Below are 14,974 nucleotides of genomic sequence, written 5' to 3'. Positions count from 1 at the left end.
CAAAACCTTAGTACCGGTTTGAAAAAGTCAAAAGACTTACATTCCCGGCTTTTTTACCATTTTCAATGGTAGCTTTATTTCCGCGATGCTGTAATAGTCGGTTTTCAAGTTTACCTATTTGCAAGACACCTACGAGCAATAGCCCAGAACGAGGGTATAAAAATCCCTTTCCTTATTTCTTGCCACTTCTTCTCGATTTTCAAGACAAATGTAACTTTACGCGCTATTACAAATTATTACAAGTATATTAACAACGATTGCGATGTGTTTCATTTGACAAGTTTTCCGGAATATCCACTTTCATAATTGGTTTCATTCTTATTGTCATCCCATCAGGGTAGATATCTTGGTCAAATTAGCAATAACTTTTTTAAATATGCAAACAAGAAACTTAATTGCATCATTCACATTAGGTATAACCTTAGCAGCAATACCTGTATTACAATCTCATGCTCTAGAAGAAAAAACACCGAACTTGTATAATTTCATAGGGTATAATTCCAAAGGCGAGAAAGTCAGTATTAATTACTCAACGTCAAGTTTTACTGGTAAGCCCCTTTTCAACTATCAAGAGCAGAAACAGACATTAAACTTTGCGGGAGATGAGATCCGTACTGTAGATACGGAAATTGGTACACTAGTGACTGTGACTATTAAAAAGACAGTAGATACTGGCAACACCACATTTACCTTGCTCATACCTCGTGTAAACCTTGTATATAGCAACGAAGTAAAAGTTGAAACTAAAGGAATCACCACAATAAACCGCTTTTCTGTGATTCCTCAATTCAACCAGGGGCAGAAACAAATTTATACAACAATCTCTCTGAAGGGGACAGCCCAATCTGTTGCGTTTTAAGCACAAGAGAGTTAAAAAAATTAAACTTCTTGCTCAGATGGAGGAAAGCAGTAAGGGTGAAGGTAAGTAATTGTTTTTCTTCACCTTTATTGCTTAACTTGATTTCCTTTTAAGTTGGCATCTGGGTGATAACATCTTTTTATCAAAGCCTCAGAAGTAGATTAGCGACTGATTACAAGAGATTTACCAACTCGGTTATAATAAATGGTATCAATATTTGGTTGTAATGATCGCTATGGAACGCGAAGCCCTAACGATTCGGTTTCCGGCTGATTTACTTGTCAAAGCTAAGAAAATTAAGGAGAGTAGCGAATCCCTGAATGATTTGGTAGTTGAGGCTTTAGAACGTGAGGTGAGCCGCCGCAGGGGATGGGCTGCCCATCAACGGATAATTGCCCGTAGCGAAACCGTTAAAGCTAAAACTGGGATACAAGCAGCCTCTACAGATTTGACTCGCAGCCTCAGAGAGTACGAAGGGCGACGTGACTAGAGTTTTGTGTTTAGATAATCTTTATAACATCTCATAAAACTTTATGAATTCAGTAGAAATTCGCCAGCAAATTAAAGAATATGTTGAGAAACTCTCACCAGAGAGATTCTTAGTGGCTGCTGATTTTTTGGCGTATTTAGCAGAAAAAGACGAGAATGAAGCAACTGAAGAATTGTTGAAAATAGAGGGTTTTAAAGAAGCACTTGCTCAAGCAAAGAAGAATGTTAAAGAAGGTAAGGTAATTTCTGTTGACCAACTCCAACGAAAATATTAAGTATACTGTTATTATTAGTATTAATGTTCAAGAATTTTTCCAGTTTTATTCTGCTTCTTTACAAAAAAAATTAGATCGTTGTTTTGAACGTTTAAAGATTGAGTCTCGTAATTCTCCTATAGCGGTTCTCGGTTGAGTGAGGTACAAGAACCCCACCCCCAACCCCCTCCCCGCAGGCGAGGAGGGAGCTATAATGTACTTCATCTGATTAGGAAACGCTATAATATAAAACTTTTGAAAGGTGAGTTATCAGGTTATTATCGTTATCGCGTAGGTAACTATCGGGTTATTTATCAAATAGATGATGACTTAAATCAAGTAACGATTCTTTTGATTGGGCATCGAAGTAGAGTTTATGAATAATTTTAAGATGTATTTTAAAAATAGGTAATTTAAGCGATGCCTACGGAGGTAAACTACGCTCTCTCCCATCTTATCTGCAATTACCGTTTAATTTGCTTAGGAAAGTTAGGAACTAACAAAGATTGACCTAATTCACCTTGCTCATTATAAAACTTCATTTGACCTTGTTCATTACATAACCATACTTCCACAGCTTCAGCTTCTAAATATAAATTTCTTTTAAATTTCATTTCTTCCAAAGTATTACCACTGGATTTGACTTCTACACAAATTTCTGGTGCAATAGATGCTGAGACTTCATCTTCAATTTGAGAAAATCGTTCCTCTGAACACCAGACAACATCAGCAACTTTCACACCGTCTGATGTGTTGATAGCACATTCTGGCATCACTTCTCCTGCATTCAATAAAGATTCTAATAAACGTTGGATTCTTCCTTGATAAAAAGAGTGTTTAATTTTGACTGGACTCATTACGATTTGACCCCATTTATTTAATTCGATTTTGAAGGGTAAATCTTGTAATTGTTTATGTTCACAAACTTCTTCCCATCTCATAGTTAATATTTGCCTAGAGTCATTGATTTAATTTTAACTTATATCATGTTCGGATAATTAGTTATGATTCCCACAGTCATTGCACCCCACCCCCAGCCCCTCCCCGCCGGCGGCGAGGGGAGACAAAATGTAGCTTTGGCGGGGTGGGGTTCTTGGGGTTTTATAAGTAATCAAGCGGACATGATATTATCTATTAATATTGAGACTGACACTTTGATTGCAGACATTTTCCGTTGATTGATAGCGAAAATCTCATGCAAGAACTGCCTATTGATTACATTGAAGAAGAGGCAATTAGGCAATAATCTGGAAAATTGCCGATAAATACCGATTATCTACCCTTTATGATGCAGCATTTATTGCTTGCGCTGAGAGTGCGTCTGCGGAATTTTGGATGGTTGATACTGCACTGGTTAGGCAACTCACACCCCGATCAGCTGATCTCCGAGAAATAGAGGAAATATAGCAGTATCGAGAAATAGAGGAAATATAGCAGTATAAAGAAGTTTGACTTTTAATACCTACTACTGCAAATTGGGGAGAATTATAGGGAACTATATAACTGTAGCTTTCACTCCTGCTTTCTTACGTAATTCTTTTATGACTGTTATTTCCACTGCTGAGAAGACAAATGAGATGTGGACACGCCTAGTTCGGGTAGTTTGGGTTGCACAAGATCCTTGGGAGAAATATGCACCACAGACAAAAAATGTAATTGGCGACTTTTTATTCAAAGGTGGTAACTTGATCAGTACTAATGCTCCCTCAATTGTTCTGAATTTAGATGCACTGAAATAATTGAGCTTATGGAAATAATGTGGTGCGTTACATACACTGCGTTAACGCACCCTACAAATAAATCAACCCTTAAACTTCAACATTCAAAGTACGCACCAAAAAAGCCCATTTATCTGCGGCTTCTTCGATAATTTTAGCCGTGGGTTTACCAGCACCATGTCCGGCTTTAGTCTCAATTCTAATTAGCGTTGGCGCATCACCTGCGTGAGCCTCTTGCAAAGCTGCGGCAAATTTGAAACTATGAGCAGGGACAACGCGATCGTCATGATCGGCTGTGGTAATTAAGGTTGCTGGGTAAGCTGTATCTGGTTTGATATTGTGTAGTGGCGAATAAGCATATAGCGCTGGAAACTCTTCTGGATTATCTGCTGAACCATATTCGGAAGTCCAAGCCCAACCGATGGTAAATTTGTGGAACCGCAACATATCCATGACACCGACTGCTGGTAAAGCTGCACCAAACAAATCGGGACGTTGCGCCATACAAGCACCCACTAATAAACCGCCGTTACTACCACCTGCGATCGCTAGCTTATCAGTCTTAGTATATTTATTAGCAATCAACCACTCAGCTGCGCTAATAAAGTCATCAAAGACATTTTGCTTTTTATCCTTCATTCCTGCTTGATGCCATTCTTCGCCGTATTCTCCACCACCGCGTATATTGGGCATAGCATAGATACCACCCATCTCCATCCATACCAAAAGACTCACAGAGAAACCAGGTGTCATTGAGGCATTAAAACCGCCATAGGCATAAAGATAAGTGGGGTTATTCCCATCCAATTTAATGCCCTTTTTGTGGGTAATAAACATGGGTACTTTAGTACCATCTTTGCTATGATAAAAGACTTGTTTAGTCTCGTAATCAGCAGGATTAAAATCTACTTGTGGTTGGCGAAAAATAGTACTTTTCCCAGTTATCATATCGTAGCGATAGATAGTTCCTGGTGTTGTGAAACTGGTGTAACTATAAAAACTTTCCGTATCATTCCGCTTACCACCAAAGCCTCCGGCTGAACCGAGTCCAGGTAGTTCCACCTCACGTACAAACGCACCTTTGAGGTCAAAAATTTTAATTTGGCTGTGAGCACCTTTAAGATAATCAGCAACAAATTGGTTATTGAGTATGCCTAAACTTTCCAAAGTTTCCGCAGATTGGGGAATGATTTCTCGCCAATTTTCCTTAGCAGGGTTTTTGGTATCAATGGCAATTACTCGTCCGCGTGGTGCATTTAAATCTGTGCGTAAATAAAAGACGCTATCATCATTGTCGATAAAGCTGTAATCTGCCTCAAACTGGTTAATCAGTTCTACAACTTCAGCATTAGGGTCAGTCAAATCTTTGGAGAAAACTAAATTTTTGGAGTCACTTCCCAGCCAAATTGAAATTATTAGATAGCGTCCATCTTCAGTAACACCGCCACTAAAACCCCATTCCTTTTGGTCAGGACGATGATAAATTAGTATATCTTCTGATTGTGGTTTACCTAGTTGATGATAGTAGAGCTTTTGATAATAGTTAACATCTTCTAATTGAGTTTTTTCATTCGGTTCATCGTAGCGACTGTAGAAGAAACCTTGATGATCGTGTGTCCACGATGCGTCAGAGAATTTAATCCACTTCAGGTGGTCTTGCAGGTCTTCGCCAGTTTCAACATCGCGTATTTTCCACTCTTGCCAATCAGAACCAGAGGCGGATAGACCGTATGCTAAAAGTTTACCATTCTCGCTTATAGACAATCCTGAAAGAGCAACAGTGCCATCTTCTGAAAGTTTATTGGGGTCGAGTAAAACTTTGGGTTGGTCGTCGAGGGTTTTCAGAGTGTAGAGGACACTTTGATTTTGCAGCCCGTCATTTTTAAAATAAAAGTAGCGATCGCTGGAACCGTCTGGCAGAGATTCGCCTTGTTTAAAAGGGATACCATATTTTTCATAATCCCAAAGTTTGGTGAGGCGTTGTTTAATTTTTTCCCTAGTAGGAATTTCACTCAAGTAGCCAAAAGTAACTTGATTTTCTGCCTCAATCCAAGTCCTTGTTTCTTCCGAGTCAGGATCTTCTAACCAACGGTAAGGATCTGCGACTAAAGTACCGTGGTAGTTATCGACTTGATTGCTCTTGTGGCTGGATGGGTAGGTGAGGGGTTTTTCAGAGGAGGGCATAATCTCAGGTCAAAAGTGCTTCTTTATATACTACAAAGATAGATACCTAACCCCCAGCCCCTTCCCTACAAGGGAAGGGGAGTAAGATTCAAGGTCTTTCCGAGTGAGAGGATTAACAGCAGGATTTAGTAGACTACTTGCCACCAACCGAAGGCTGGGCCGAGAAAACGGATAGTTGCCCATCCGACAACCATCAGGATAATGCCTATCCAGGCACCACGAGTAGTCCAAGTGACAAATTGTTCGGATTGAGTTTTTGTGATGGGAAGCCAAGGCAAGATTCGAGTCTCTTGACCGTATGTTTCCCCTAGTGTAGTTTTACGACGCTTTGCTTCACCCATAATCAGCAACTCAAATTTTACTTAGGTTCTAAATTTATCTTGCCAGAAATCATGGCTATAGAAAGGTAATGAATTGCATCACCTTCATAAAATGTAAATTGGGCATGGGGCATTGGGCATTGGGCATTGACAAATCACCTTAAGCTGAATTATTCTTCACCAGTGTTAGAAAACAGACTGGGATCGAGATAGTTAATGCGTGCCAGAGGACTTAAAGCTGCGAGAATTTGAGCGCCGTAGCTGCGGTTAACTACGCGACTATCAAGTAAAGCAACAATGCCTTGACTTTCTCTGACTGGAGCGATCGCCCGTTGTAATTCATTCAAGGCAGATGGCAACAAATATAAACGAAACCAATCTTGATGCGATCGCTTATAACGAGCTACCCTACCAGCTACTAGGGGATTTTCTAAAGATGGTAAAGGTAAAGTAGCAATAATTAACAGTTGGAGTGCAGGCAAGACTCGTTGATGTTCTCGCCAAAATTCCCAACCGCTAATCAAAATACCATTTTCATCTAAACAAGTTTTTTCTACTTGCACCCGCGAACCAAACTCTGAGGCCAGAATTGCCGCAACTTGAGACTTGAGTGGGACATCCCCGACTAAGACAACCGTTAATCCTGGTGCTGTAGCACTTAGACAAACTAGTGTGCGGACTTTGTGAATAAATGCCGCTTGAAATTCTGGCGTGTTAGGTAGGGGCAACTTATAGGGTACATACAGTTGAATTGCTTCCGCTTGACTCTCCGAAGAAAAATTCAGGCAAGTTAAATCGTCCAAACCCAGGCGCTGTTGGAAAAGAGGAGCCTCAGTTTCCGGTTCGATAGCGCTGCCAATTAAAACTACTGGTTGTCGCTGCCAAATGGGGGAGAGGATTTCGCCTAATTCCATTGGGGCGTAGTGTAAAGAAAATAAACCTTGTCGATGGGCAATAGTCGCCCAGAAGAGAGGAGGGTGAGCAGGGGAGGCAGGGGGGGAAAGATTTTCATCAAGGGTTTGAAATTGTTGCCAGAATTGTTTCCAAGGTTCTGGCAGTGCTTGTACTGACTCGAAAGTAGAATAGAGACGACTTAAAATTTCTATTTCTGGCTGGGAAATTAGATAGCACTCATAGGGATTGGGAGGATGCTGAAAAAGTTCGTGTGTCAGTTGTATCCGTGCTTCATGAATTGCCTCAGCTTCGTTTGGGCAAGCCAGGATGAGTTGATCCCAATCATGGGGTTGAATATCTTGGGTAAGCTGAGTACGCACCCAATCTTCGAGATCATCTACCCCATCAATAATTGTGGGGATGCCTTGGGGAAAGCGATCGCCACCAGCAAATTGTCCTTTTAACCAAGCTTCTGGGGAGGTCAACAGTAGCCCTTGGAATTCGGCACCAGGCCAAGCGTCACCCGTTCTAATCGGTTTGTTGGCTGGTAGCCACTGCTGTAGCCGGGGAATTTCTACCCGCAGCAGAAGTTGCTGCACCGCTTCTTGAGCAACAATAATTACAGGGCCATGCCACATCAGGGCTGATGCTACGAAACTGGTACGATACCGCCCTTGATAGCCACAAACTGCCCCGACTTGAATTAGGGCGCTACGTCCCAGGCGCAAGGCGCGTGCTACCAACCGTGCCATCGTCAAATGATGGGGCCAGGAAGGGAACCCCGCTTGCGATCGCAAAAAGTTATGTAGTGACAAATGAACTTCTGCCTCAATCACACGCTTTTAATCCCATACAAAGTGACTTTTACTTCCAATTGCCCCATTTCTATTATGTTGTGCTTTGTCATGTGTCATCTGTCCTTTGTCCAAAACTAATGACCAATGACTAATGACCAATCACTAATCACCAATTACCCTAAATTATGCCAACTTACACAGGAATTTCCAGCGAAGCCTTCAGGCATCCACTAGATCGCCAAGCCGAGCAAGCTTTACGAAATTTACCGGGATTTGATTTAATCGCTCGCAAATTTGTGGAATTTATCTACGAACGCCCTCAATTAGTCTATTTAATGGGTAACACCATCCAAGTTGGGCCGCGTCAATATTCCACTATTTACCAGATATTTCGGGAATGCGTCCGAGATTTGGACATTTACCCAGAACCGACACTCTTTGTCTCGCAAAATCCCCAAGCAAATAGCTATGCACTGGGACAAGAGAATCCTTACATAGTCATAAATACAGGGATACTAGACTTACTAGACGAAGCCGAGATTCGGGCGGTGTTAGCCCATGAACTGGGGCATATTAAATGTGGTCATACTATTTTAATTCAAATGGCGATGTGGGCGATGAGTGCTGCATCTGCCTTGGGAGAATTAACCTTCGGCATTGGCAATTTTGTCTCTCAGGGCTTGATTTACGCCTTTTTTGAGTGGCGGCGGAAAGCGGAGTTATCGTCAGATCGCGCCGCACTACTGGTGATGGATGACTTGAATCCGGTGATGTCTTTGATGATGAAAGTCTCTGGCGGTAGTAACAAATATGCCAATGAATGTAGTTTACAAGAGTTTATCAAGCAGTCAGAAAATTATCAGGCATTGGATGAAGATGGACTGAATCAGGTGTATAAATTCTTGATGTACAGTGGCGCTCAGGGTATGATGTTGAGCCATCCCTTCCCTGTAGAACGCTTGCATTACTTACGGCAATGGGCAGTATCCGAAGAATATCAGCAAATTCGCCGCGGAAATTATCAGCGATCGCCTGCTTCAGGAGCAGTAAATGTTGCAGCCGAATCTTCCGAAAATCAAACAGAAACTTTACGCCGTCAGATTGAAGAATTACAACGGGAAATCGACAGAATGAGAAGGAATGATACTAATTCGTAATTAAGGAAGAATTACCGGGTAGCATCTCAGTTTTGCAAATATACCAGATGAAAAACAAGATTCTTGCTCCCTCTCCTTACTAAGGAGAGGGTTGGGGTGAGGTTTTACAAGGCTTTTTACACTCATTGAGATGCTCCCGAATTACCGGAGGTGGGGACTTCCGCGATACATTAAATTAGATGTAGGCATTTATCAATATGGCAATTCACTTGACAAAACGGCTTTCTGTGTTCGCTAATATTCTTGCCCTTGTTCTCTTCATGCCGGGAATTGCCTTAGCTGCACCCGTTCAACTCCCTACTACTTCTGGTGTCATTTTCGCTCAAACTACTAAAACTGCAAGCTACTCCACCTCGTCGGAGATTAACCTGACTCCTCTACAAAGCCAACAACTCCAGGCTGTGCGTCAGAGAAGAAACAGGGAAATTGAGGTAGTTTTAAACACATCGCAACGTGTCCAACTAACTCACAATCTCCGCGCTGGTAAGAACATAAATCAAGCCCTAGAAACACTGAATTTACAACCAGAACAGCGAGAATTGGTAAAGGCGATCGTGCAATTTACGAACTTGAAAATGAAAGTTGTTTCATCTAGGTATTCGCTAAAATTACAGACAAATTGACAATTCACCGAAACAGTGTTGAGTGCTGTTAGCAGTAGCGGGGTAAACGAAACTCACTCCGTGAATTGGAACCCCCTCCCTTTAGGGCTTATCATTACCAACATTTTTTAAATCTGACGCTTCGTTACTAACCCGCCTGGGAATAAATTCCGAGGCTAATAGCTCAAGTCCTCTGAAGAGGACTAAATATTAAGATTTTAAGCGATGTGGATAGGTAAACTCTGTGAAAGGGAAAATTTCAGTCCACTTAAGTGGACTTGAGCTATCAGCCCAGAACTTAAGTTCTGGGCGGGATTGCCTGTCTGTGCGACACCTTGACTATTACGAAAATGTGGGTAATGACAAGCCCTTTAGGGATGGGGTAGTTCAGAATATAACTAATGTATAAGTTCTGTGATGGATCTAGGGAATTTAGCTGAATCAGTGCTAATCATCCAGTATAGTTTTGCATGGGTTTTAAAGCAGCTACAAGGCTGCTACTTTCACCCTTGTTCGACATACCTTAATTCAGCACATCACAGACTCAAAAAATGAAATATCGGGGTTTTCAGATTTCTCTAGCGAAAAATTTTCGCCTTCTTTCTAGCAGTCATCTTAGATATACTTTACGCGTGGGAGCCGGACTAACGGCAATGCTTGTTGTTTGTAGTGGGTCAATACTACTACCGGGTGAGGTTAATGCTGGTGCGACTCACCCAGAAAGTATCGCCCCAACTCTCACAGCGCAAGCTCCTGCAACAGCCGCAGTCATTTACGTTAATCCCGCAACTGGTGCAGATAGTGCTGGTGTTGGTACAACGTCAACTGCACCCTACAAAAGCATCAGTTTCGCTCTCAGTCAAGCCCAATCAGGTGCAGTTATTCAATTAGCACCTGGGAACTATAACCAAGAAAGTGGCGAAAGCTTCCCCCTCTTGCTTAAACCTGGGGTGACACTGCGGGGTGATGAATCGACTAAAGGTCAGGCGATATTGATTACAGGTGGAGGTTTCTACACTAGTCGCTCCTTTGCCAGACAGGATATTACCATCCTTGCCGAGCAAGATACCACGATCACGGGGGTCAGCGTTACCAACCCAAATAGCCGGGGTACGGGTGTGTGGGTGGAGTCAACTAATCCCATTATCAAAAACAGTACTTTTACTAACAGTGTCAGAGAGGGCGTTTTTGTCACGGGTACAGGCAATCCCAAAATTGAAAGTAACCTGTTTGTGCAAAACAAAGGCAATGGCATTTCAATTACGAAAGCTGCCCAAGGAGAAATTCGCAATAACTTATTTCAGGATACTGGTTTTGGTTTAGCGATCGGTGGCACTTCCACACCCCTAATTGTGGAAAACCAAATTATCGAAAACCAAGACGGTCTTTTTATCTCGGAGTCAGCGAAGCCCGTATTGCGTAAGAATGTCATTCAGAACAATAAGCGGGATGGAGTAGTAGCAACTGTTAATGCTTTACCCGACCTTGGCACTAACGAAAATCCTGGTGGTAATCTTATTCGCAATAACACTCGTTATGATGTGAACAACGCCACCAAAACCGGTAAAATTCTCGCTGTTGGCAACGATATTAATCAGAAAAAGATTTTTGGCTCAGTAGATTTTGTTGCTGCAAGTGTTAACGTACCTCCTGGAGGGACTGGTGCCTTTAAAGATGTGCCAGCAAATTACTGGGCAAAAAACTACATCCAAGCTTTAGCCTCGCAAAATATTATTGCTGGCTTTCCTGATGGTAGTTTTAAACCCAATGAGCCTGTAACCCGCGCTCAATTCGCCGCTATTGTCACTAAAGCCCTAACATCACCAGCCAAACGCCCAGTCATTAAGTTTAAGGATGTAGCAAGCAATTTCTGGGCTTACGCTGCTATTCAATCTGCTTACCAGAGTCAATTTGTTTCTGGTTATCCTGATGGAACTTTTAAGCCACAGCAGCAAATTTCCAGAGTGCAGGCGTTAGTAGCTTTAGCTAATGGTTTGGGCTTAACTACGAGTAATCAGAATGTCCTTTCCTTTTACACCGATGCTGCCCAGATTCCTAATTATGCGATCGCACCTGTTGCTGCGGCAACTGCACGGCAATTAGTGATCAACTATCCCACAGTGAAGCAACTCAATCCTACTCGTGAAGCGACTAGAGCCGAAGTTGCTGCCTTTGTTTACCAAGCACTCGTCAATGCTGGACGCGCTCAACCAATTCCTTCATCCTATTTAGTAACAGTTCAGTAAATAATGTCTAGTTAGCAAATTAGAAGCGCCAGACTAACAAATCATCAGTCTGGCGCTTTTAATATTGTGAATTTTATTAATTTTAGGAGTTTTTAAACATAAAATTTGAGGTCTATAAATATAGCTGACCCCATTTGAATGTGATTAGGTTTATGGTCAGGGTCTTTATATTGGCTGACCCCGTTTCAACGATTTCTAGTTTCTCAGGAATGTTTGTTTTTTGGGATTTCCTAATAATTTTTTTTCTCTCTTGATATTTTAATCTTGATAAAAGCATTAATAAACTTGAAGAATATTAAAGATATATAAAAGGAAAGCAGCAAAAAAATTAACAGCTAAAATTTCTCCTTTCAGGAATTAGAATTTTTACCCGATTGGGTGCTTCGTTGCCGACGCTGTTCCCAGCGCCAGAGGAAGACCATTAGGGCAACGATCGCTACTTGGAGAGCTAAACTAGGCAAAGCACTCTCAACATCCCGTCCAGCAAGCACTTGAAAAAAAAATACGAATGCGCCGAGTGAGCCAGAAGCACCGAAAGCTATGTAGAAAAATTGTCGTAACCCGCGATAAGGAGCGGCTATTTCTGCTTTAAGGCTGGCATATTGTTCAGGGTTAAGCCGATTTTTAGGATTTTGATCTACCATGATTAAATCGTGTTATACTCCTAGATTGTGTACGCCGATGTGGCTCAGTGGTAGAGCAGCTGATTCGTAATCAGCAGGCCGTGGGTTCAAATCCCATCATCGGCTTTGCTAAAAGCATTACTCAATAGTCAAGTTTGACATGAATCAATGTACAGTGACTAATTATCTGTCGTCAGTGACACATTGATGTAGTTGTGACAAATTATTGTCATCAAACCTAGTAATTCGCTTCCGTATGTATTGGTGACAAATTATTGTCATCTTTCTGGAAAGCAACAATTTATATATGGAGCTTAGATAGATTTAAACCCCTATTATGGGACTACTATTTGATTATTGAAAAGATACGTAGGGGAGCCAGTCGCGTGGGCGGGTTTCCCGACTTGAGCGGTAGCGACACAGGAGCGTCACTGGCGTTGTTTTATCGGCGAGAGTACGGGATCAAATCCTTACGAATGGTGCGTTACAGATTTCATCCTAACGCAGCCTACAGTACTGATTTAACATCCCTACTCCCATTTTTAAGGCAGGTGAATTATTGCAGCAAAGGAGTTGTGCCATTACCGTTAGTTGACGCATTGGCAATTGCAGCTTGAGTAGGTTGAGTAGTAAGAACCGCTACAACTGAAGTAACTTTTGAACTAGATTGTTTATTTCGTTTTCGATTAGAGCCGCCAGCCTTGGAATACTCTATACTGTTTCTGCCGTAGACAGTTGCAACTCCACTTAGCATTCGTTCAGACATTTCGGAGAGGGCTTTATCCATCTGGGTTACTGTTTTACGCGATTCTTCCAGATTGGAAACCAGCGTATTATTAGCTTCTAGCATCGCACGGCTAGTGTTGATTAGGTGGTTGTAGGCTTCAATAGTTAACCCATGTCCTAAATCCAGACTTTCATCAATGGATTTAAGCAAGGCGAGACGAAGTTGGGCTTTGTCAATAGCAGCAGAACCACGAGTTTTTAAAGACATAACACATCCTTTTTTAATAATTCCTTTTTCAACATAGTGGAGTATCCTTTTGCCTGAGATGGGTACTTTTGTGGATTTATTTCATTAAAAGTTCAACGAAATAATTACGAGTTTGCCTGTGTTATTACTCATTTTTCATATCGATTTGTTGTTTTAGAATAAGTACAATCAGCAACAATAATGACAAAAGCAATAAATGCATACCCCGAAATAATAAATGAGTACCCCGAAATAACAAACGCAAACGCCGAAATAACAAACGCAAACGCCGAAATAACAAACGCGAACCCCGAAATAACAAACGCGAACCCCGAAATAACAAATGTGAACCCCGAAATAACAAATGCGATCGCCAAATCTATAAATGCGTATGCCGAAATAACAAACGCGAACGCTGAAATAACAAACGCGATCGCCAAATCTATAAATGCGTATGCGGAAATAACAAATGCGTTGGCGTAGCCCAACCCAGGCATCGCCAAATCTATAGCGCTTCTGGGTTGAGTGCAATACAGACCTAACCCCCAACCCCTTCCCTACAAGGGAAGGGGAGTAAGATTGAAAGCCTCTCTCCTTTTAGGAGAGAGGTTTGGAGAGAGGTCAGACTGTATTGCATCCAAAGGAGAACCGCTATATAAATGCGTTGGCGTAGCCCAACCCAGGCATAGCTAGATTAACTTTTAATTATGAAAGTAAAATAAAATTATCCTCCACCTCAGCCCCATCATGGTTGTCCCAGAACTCGAACAACAACTCCTTCAGCTTTCACCTGACGATAAATTGTATATTATCCAACTCCTGGCACAAAGCCTGACTACATACAATCACAACACCCAGCCTGTGCAAACAAGCAAAATATCAGAATTATTCCGTCAATCCCCCGTGGCTGAATTACCCGAAGAATTTGACCTTACTCGATTACTAAAAACCCTCATTGAGTCCCTACAACCAGCAACTCGAACCGAAATAACAGAATATCCCTTGCCTCAATTTTATGGATGTATCCAAGATGAAACCTTCTTCCGTCATCCCCAAGGACAACAACCAGAACGCGAACCAATCCTGTGAAATTCCTGCTCGATACTAACACTTGCATTATCTATATGCGGGGTAAAAATTCCACTTTAAAACAGAAACTAGAATCCACTGCTACTAAAGATATTGCCGTTTGCTCAATCGTAAAAGCTGAACTATTTTATGGTGCAATGAAAAGTGCCAATCCACAACGGAATCTTACTTTAAAAAAACAATTTTTAGCCCAATTTCCATCACTACCCTTTGACGATTTAGCAGCAACGACATTTGGAACAATTCGCTCTCAACTAGAAGCATTAGGTACTCCCATTGGCGCGTATGACTTACAAATTGCCGCTATCACGCTGACAAATAACTTAACCCTCATCACCCATAACACTAGAGAATTCCAACGCATTAATAACTTGTTGATTGAGGATTGGGAGATATAGCGATCGCCTAAATAATAATTGCGTTGGCGTAGCCCGCCGCAGGCATCGCCGAAATCACAATTGCGTTGGCGTAGCCCAATCCAGGCATCGCACCCTTGTTTTACCTGAAACTACCACTGGGCGATCGCATGAACAACCTTTGCAACTCGTAGAGTTTGACAAGCAAGCAGCATTAGAGTTACTTTGTCAGGGACAAACTGTGATTCCTTTCTGGTGCGATGCCTGCGGTGGTCACTGAGCTTTGTCGAAGTGCGGGCTACGCCAGCACATTCACCCAACGGTTACAGGAAAATCTTCGAGCCTTTGGTAGCAGATGAACAATTAAACCTCTTAAAATCATCTTAGTAGAAGGGCTGTGTAAACCTCATTAT

18 protein-coding genes and 1 tRNA gene are annotated in these 14,974 nt (G+C 41.8%); 13 read left to right on the top strand and 6 right to left on the bottom strand.

Annotated features, from left to right (window positions below; all coding sequences use genetic code 11):
• The first annotated feature begins 346 nt into the window (after positions 1-346).
• From V7K36_RS26585 to V7K36_RS26570, 4 genes are all read left to right on the top strand, one after another.
• Positions 347-859: a hypothetical protein gene (locus V7K36_RS26585; RefSeq protein WP_335120674.1), complete on the top strand. Its 513-nt coding sequence runs from the start codon at positions 347-349 to the stop codon at positions 857-859.
• A gap of 235 nt (positions 860-1,094) precedes the next feature.
• Positions 1,095-1,349: a YlcI/YnfO family protein gene (locus V7K36_RS26580; RefSeq protein WP_335120673.1), complete on the top strand. Its 255-nt coding sequence runs from the start codon at positions 1,095-1,097 to the stop codon at positions 1,347-1,349.
• 43 nt (positions 1,350-1,392) lie between these two features.
• A complete protein-coding gene (locus tag V7K36_RS26575) occupies positions 1,393-1,623 on the top strand; it encodes a hypothetical protein (protein WP_335120672.1) in 231 nt (76 codons plus the stop codon).
• Between the two features lie 132 nt (positions 1,624-1,755).
• Positions 1,756-1,986: a type II toxin-antitoxin system RelE family toxin gene (locus V7K36_RS26570; RefSeq protein WP_335120671.1), complete on the top strand. Its 231-nt coding sequence runs from the start codon at positions 1,756-1,758 to the stop codon at positions 1,984-1,986.
• 80 nt (positions 1,987-2,066) lie between these two features.
• Here the strand turns inward: V7K36_RS26570 and V7K36_RS26565 are convergent, their stop codons facing one another.
• Positions 2,067-2,543, bottom strand: a complete 477-nt coding sequence (locus tag V7K36_RS26565; protein WP_335120670.1) for a Uma2 family endonuclease — start codon at positions 2,541-2,543, stop codon at positions 2,067-2,069.
• Positions 2,544-3,143: 600 nt separating this feature from the next.
• On the opposite strand from V7K36_RS26565, the gene V7K36_RS26560 reads away from it, so the two are divergent.
• Positions 3,144-3,341, top strand: a complete 198-nt coding sequence (locus V7K36_RS26560; protein WP_335120668.1) for a hypothetical protein — start codon at positions 3,144-3,146, stop codon at positions 3,339-3,341.
• A 69-nt stretch (positions 3,342-3,410) separates the two neighbouring features.
• On the opposite strand, the gene V7K36_RS26555 is transcribed toward V7K36_RS26560, so the two are convergent.
• From V7K36_RS26555 to V7K36_RS26545, 3 genes are all read right to left on the bottom strand, one after another.
• Positions 3,411-5,504 (bottom strand): prolyl oligopeptidase family serine peptidase, encoded by a 2,094-nt coding sequence (locus V7K36_RS26555; protein WP_335120667.1) that lies wholly within the window; start codon positions 5,502-5,504, stop codon positions 3,411-3,413.
• A 125-nt stretch (positions 5,505-5,629) separates the two neighbouring features.
• A complete protein-coding gene (locus tag V7K36_RS26550) occupies positions 5,630-5,845 on the bottom strand; it encodes a DUF2839 domain-containing protein (protein WP_335092150.1) in 216 nt (71 codons plus the stop codon).
• Positions 5,846-5,994: 149 nt separating this feature from the next.
• Positions 5,995-7,554 carry an ATP-dependent DNA helicase gene (locus V7K36_RS26545; protein ID WP_335120666.1) on the bottom strand — a complete coding sequence of 520 codons (1,560 nt, stop codon included), beginning with the start codon at positions 7,552-7,554 and terminating at the stop codon, positions 5,995-5,997.
• 146 nt (positions 7,555-7,700) lie between these two features.
• Here V7K36_RS26545 and V7K36_RS26540 point away from each other — a divergent pair, with 146 nt between their 5' ends.
• From V7K36_RS26540 to V7K36_RS26530, 3 genes are all read left to right on the top strand, one after another.
• Entirely contained in the window at positions 7,701-8,672 is a 972-nt protein-coding gene (locus V7K36_RS26540) for a M48 family metallopeptidase (RefSeq protein ID WP_335120665.1), read from the top strand.
• 197 nt (positions 8,673-8,869) lie between these two features.
• On the top strand, positions 8,870-9,295 hold the full coding sequence (locus V7K36_RS26535) for a hypothetical protein (RefSeq protein ID WP_335120664.1): 426 nt from the start codon (positions 8,870-8,872) through the stop codon (positions 9,293-9,295).
• A 530-nt stretch (positions 9,296-9,825) separates the two neighbouring features.
• Positions 9,826-11,520 carry a DUF1565 domain-containing protein gene (locus V7K36_RS26530; protein WP_335120663.1) on the top strand — a complete coding sequence of 565 codons (1,695 nt, stop codon included), beginning with the start codon at positions 9,826-9,828 and terminating at the stop codon, positions 11,518-11,520.
• 350 nt (positions 11,521-11,870) lie between these two features.
• Here V7K36_RS26530 and V7K36_RS26525 read toward each other — a convergent pair whose 3' ends face one another.
• Positions 11,871-12,164 (bottom strand): DUF3493 domain-containing protein, encoded by a 294-nt coding sequence (locus tag V7K36_RS26525; RefSeq protein ID WP_335120662.1) that lies wholly within the window; start codon positions 12,162-12,164, stop codon positions 11,871-11,873.
• Between the two features lie 33 nt (positions 12,165-12,197).
• Here V7K36_RS26525 and V7K36_RS26520 point away from each other — a divergent pair.
• Positions 12,198-12,269: transfer RNA gene (locus tag V7K36_RS26520), tRNA-Thr, on the top strand.
• A 430-nt stretch (positions 12,270-12,699) separates the two neighbouring features.
• Here the strand turns inward: V7K36_RS26520 and V7K36_RS26515 are convergent.
• Entirely contained in the window at positions 12,700-13,137 is a 438-nt protein-coding gene (locus V7K36_RS26515; RefSeq protein WP_335120661.1) for a hypothetical protein, read from the bottom strand.
• Positions 13,138-13,317: 180 nt separating this feature from the next.
• On the opposite strand from V7K36_RS26515, the gene V7K36_RS26510 reads away from it, so the two are divergent.
• From V7K36_RS26510 to V7K36_RS26495, 4 genes are all read left to right on the top strand, one after another.
• Positions 13,318-13,599 (top strand): hypothetical protein, encoded by a 282-nt coding sequence (locus V7K36_RS26510; protein WP_335120660.1) that lies wholly within the window; start codon positions 13,318-13,320, stop codon positions 13,597-13,599.
• Between the two features lie 264 nt (positions 13,600-13,863).
• Complete coding sequence (locus tag V7K36_RS26505) at positions 13,864-14,205, top strand: hypothetical protein (protein ID WP_335120659.1); 342 nt, start codon at positions 13,864-13,866, stop codon at positions 14,203-14,205.
• The gene (gene vapC, locus V7K36_RS26500) at positions 14,202-14,603 is read left to right on the top strand and encodes a type II toxin-antitoxin system tRNA(fMet)-specific endonuclease VapC (protein WP_335120658.1); all 402 of its coding nucleotides are present in this window, start codon (positions 14,202-14,204) and stop codon (positions 14,601-14,603) included. Before V7K36_RS26505 ends, vapC begins: the two co-directional genes overlap by 4 nt.
• Positions 14,584-14,841: a hypothetical protein gene (locus tag V7K36_RS26495; RefSeq protein ID WP_335120657.1), complete on the top strand. Its 258-nt coding sequence runs from the start codon at positions 14,584-14,586 to the stop codon at positions 14,839-14,841. Before vapC ends, V7K36_RS26495 begins: the two co-directional genes overlap by 20 nt.
• Positions 14,842-14,974 lie beyond the last annotated feature (133 nt).

The organism is Nostoc sp. (assembly GCF_036919555.1).
Lineage (GTDB): Bacteria > Cyanobacteriota > Cyanobacteriia > Cyanobacteriales > Nostocaceae > Nostoc.
Note: the sequence above shows the minus strand (reverse complement) of the source record. Positions and strands in the feature narration are given on the sequence as shown.

Bases quoted from the DNA above. Each gene is read 5' to 3' on its own strand.
- V7K36_RS26580 (WP_335120673.1), top strand. From the start codon at position 1,095: ATGGAACGCGAAGCCCTAACGATTCGGTTTCCGGCTGATTTACTTGTC.
- V7K36_RS26575 (WP_335120672.1), top strand. From the start codon at position 1,393: ATGAATTCAGTAGAAATTCGCCAGCAAATTAAAGAATATGTTGAGAAA.
- V7K36_RS26565 (WP_335120670.1), bottom strand. From the start codon at position 2,543: ATGAGATGGGAAGAAGTTTGTGAACATAAACAATTACAAGATTTACCC.
- V7K36_RS26560 (WP_335120668.1), top strand. From the start codon at position 3,144: ATGACTGTTATTTCCACTGCTGAGAAGACAAATGAGATGTGGACACGC.
- V7K36_RS26555 (WP_335120667.1), bottom strand. From the start codon at position 5,504: ATGCCCTCCTCTGAAAAACCCCTCACCTACCCATCCAGCCACAAGAGC.
- V7K36_RS26550 (WP_335092150.1), bottom strand. From the start codon at position 5,845: ATGGGTGAAGCAAAGCGTCGTAAAACTACACTAGGGGAAACATACGGT.
- V7K36_RS26540 (WP_335120665.1), top strand. From the start codon at position 7,701: ATGCCAACTTACACAGGAATTTCCAGCGAAGCCTTCAGGCATCCACTA.
- V7K36_RS26535 (WP_335120664.1), top strand. From the start codon at position 8,870: ATGGCAATTCACTTGACAAAACGGCTTTCTGTGTTCGCTAATATTCTT.
- V7K36_RS26530 (WP_335120663.1), top strand. From the start codon at position 9,826: ATGAAATATCGGGGTTTTCAGATTTCTCTAGCGAAAAATTTTCGCCTT.
- V7K36_RS26525 (WP_335120662.1), bottom strand. From the start codon at position 12,164: ATGGTAGATCAAAATCCTAAAAATCGGCTTAACCCTGAACAATATGCC.
- V7K36_RS26515 (WP_335120661.1), bottom strand. From the start codon at position 13,137: ATGTCTTTAAAAACTCGTGGTTCTGCTGCTATTGACAAAGCCCAACTT.
- V7K36_RS26510 (WP_335120660.1), top strand. From the start codon at position 13,318: ATGACAAAAGCAATAAATGCATACCCCGAAATAATAAATGAGTACCCC.
- V7K36_RS26505 (WP_335120659.1), top strand. From the start codon at position 13,864: ATGGTTGTCCCAGAACTCGAACAACAACTCCTTCAGCTTTCACCTGAC.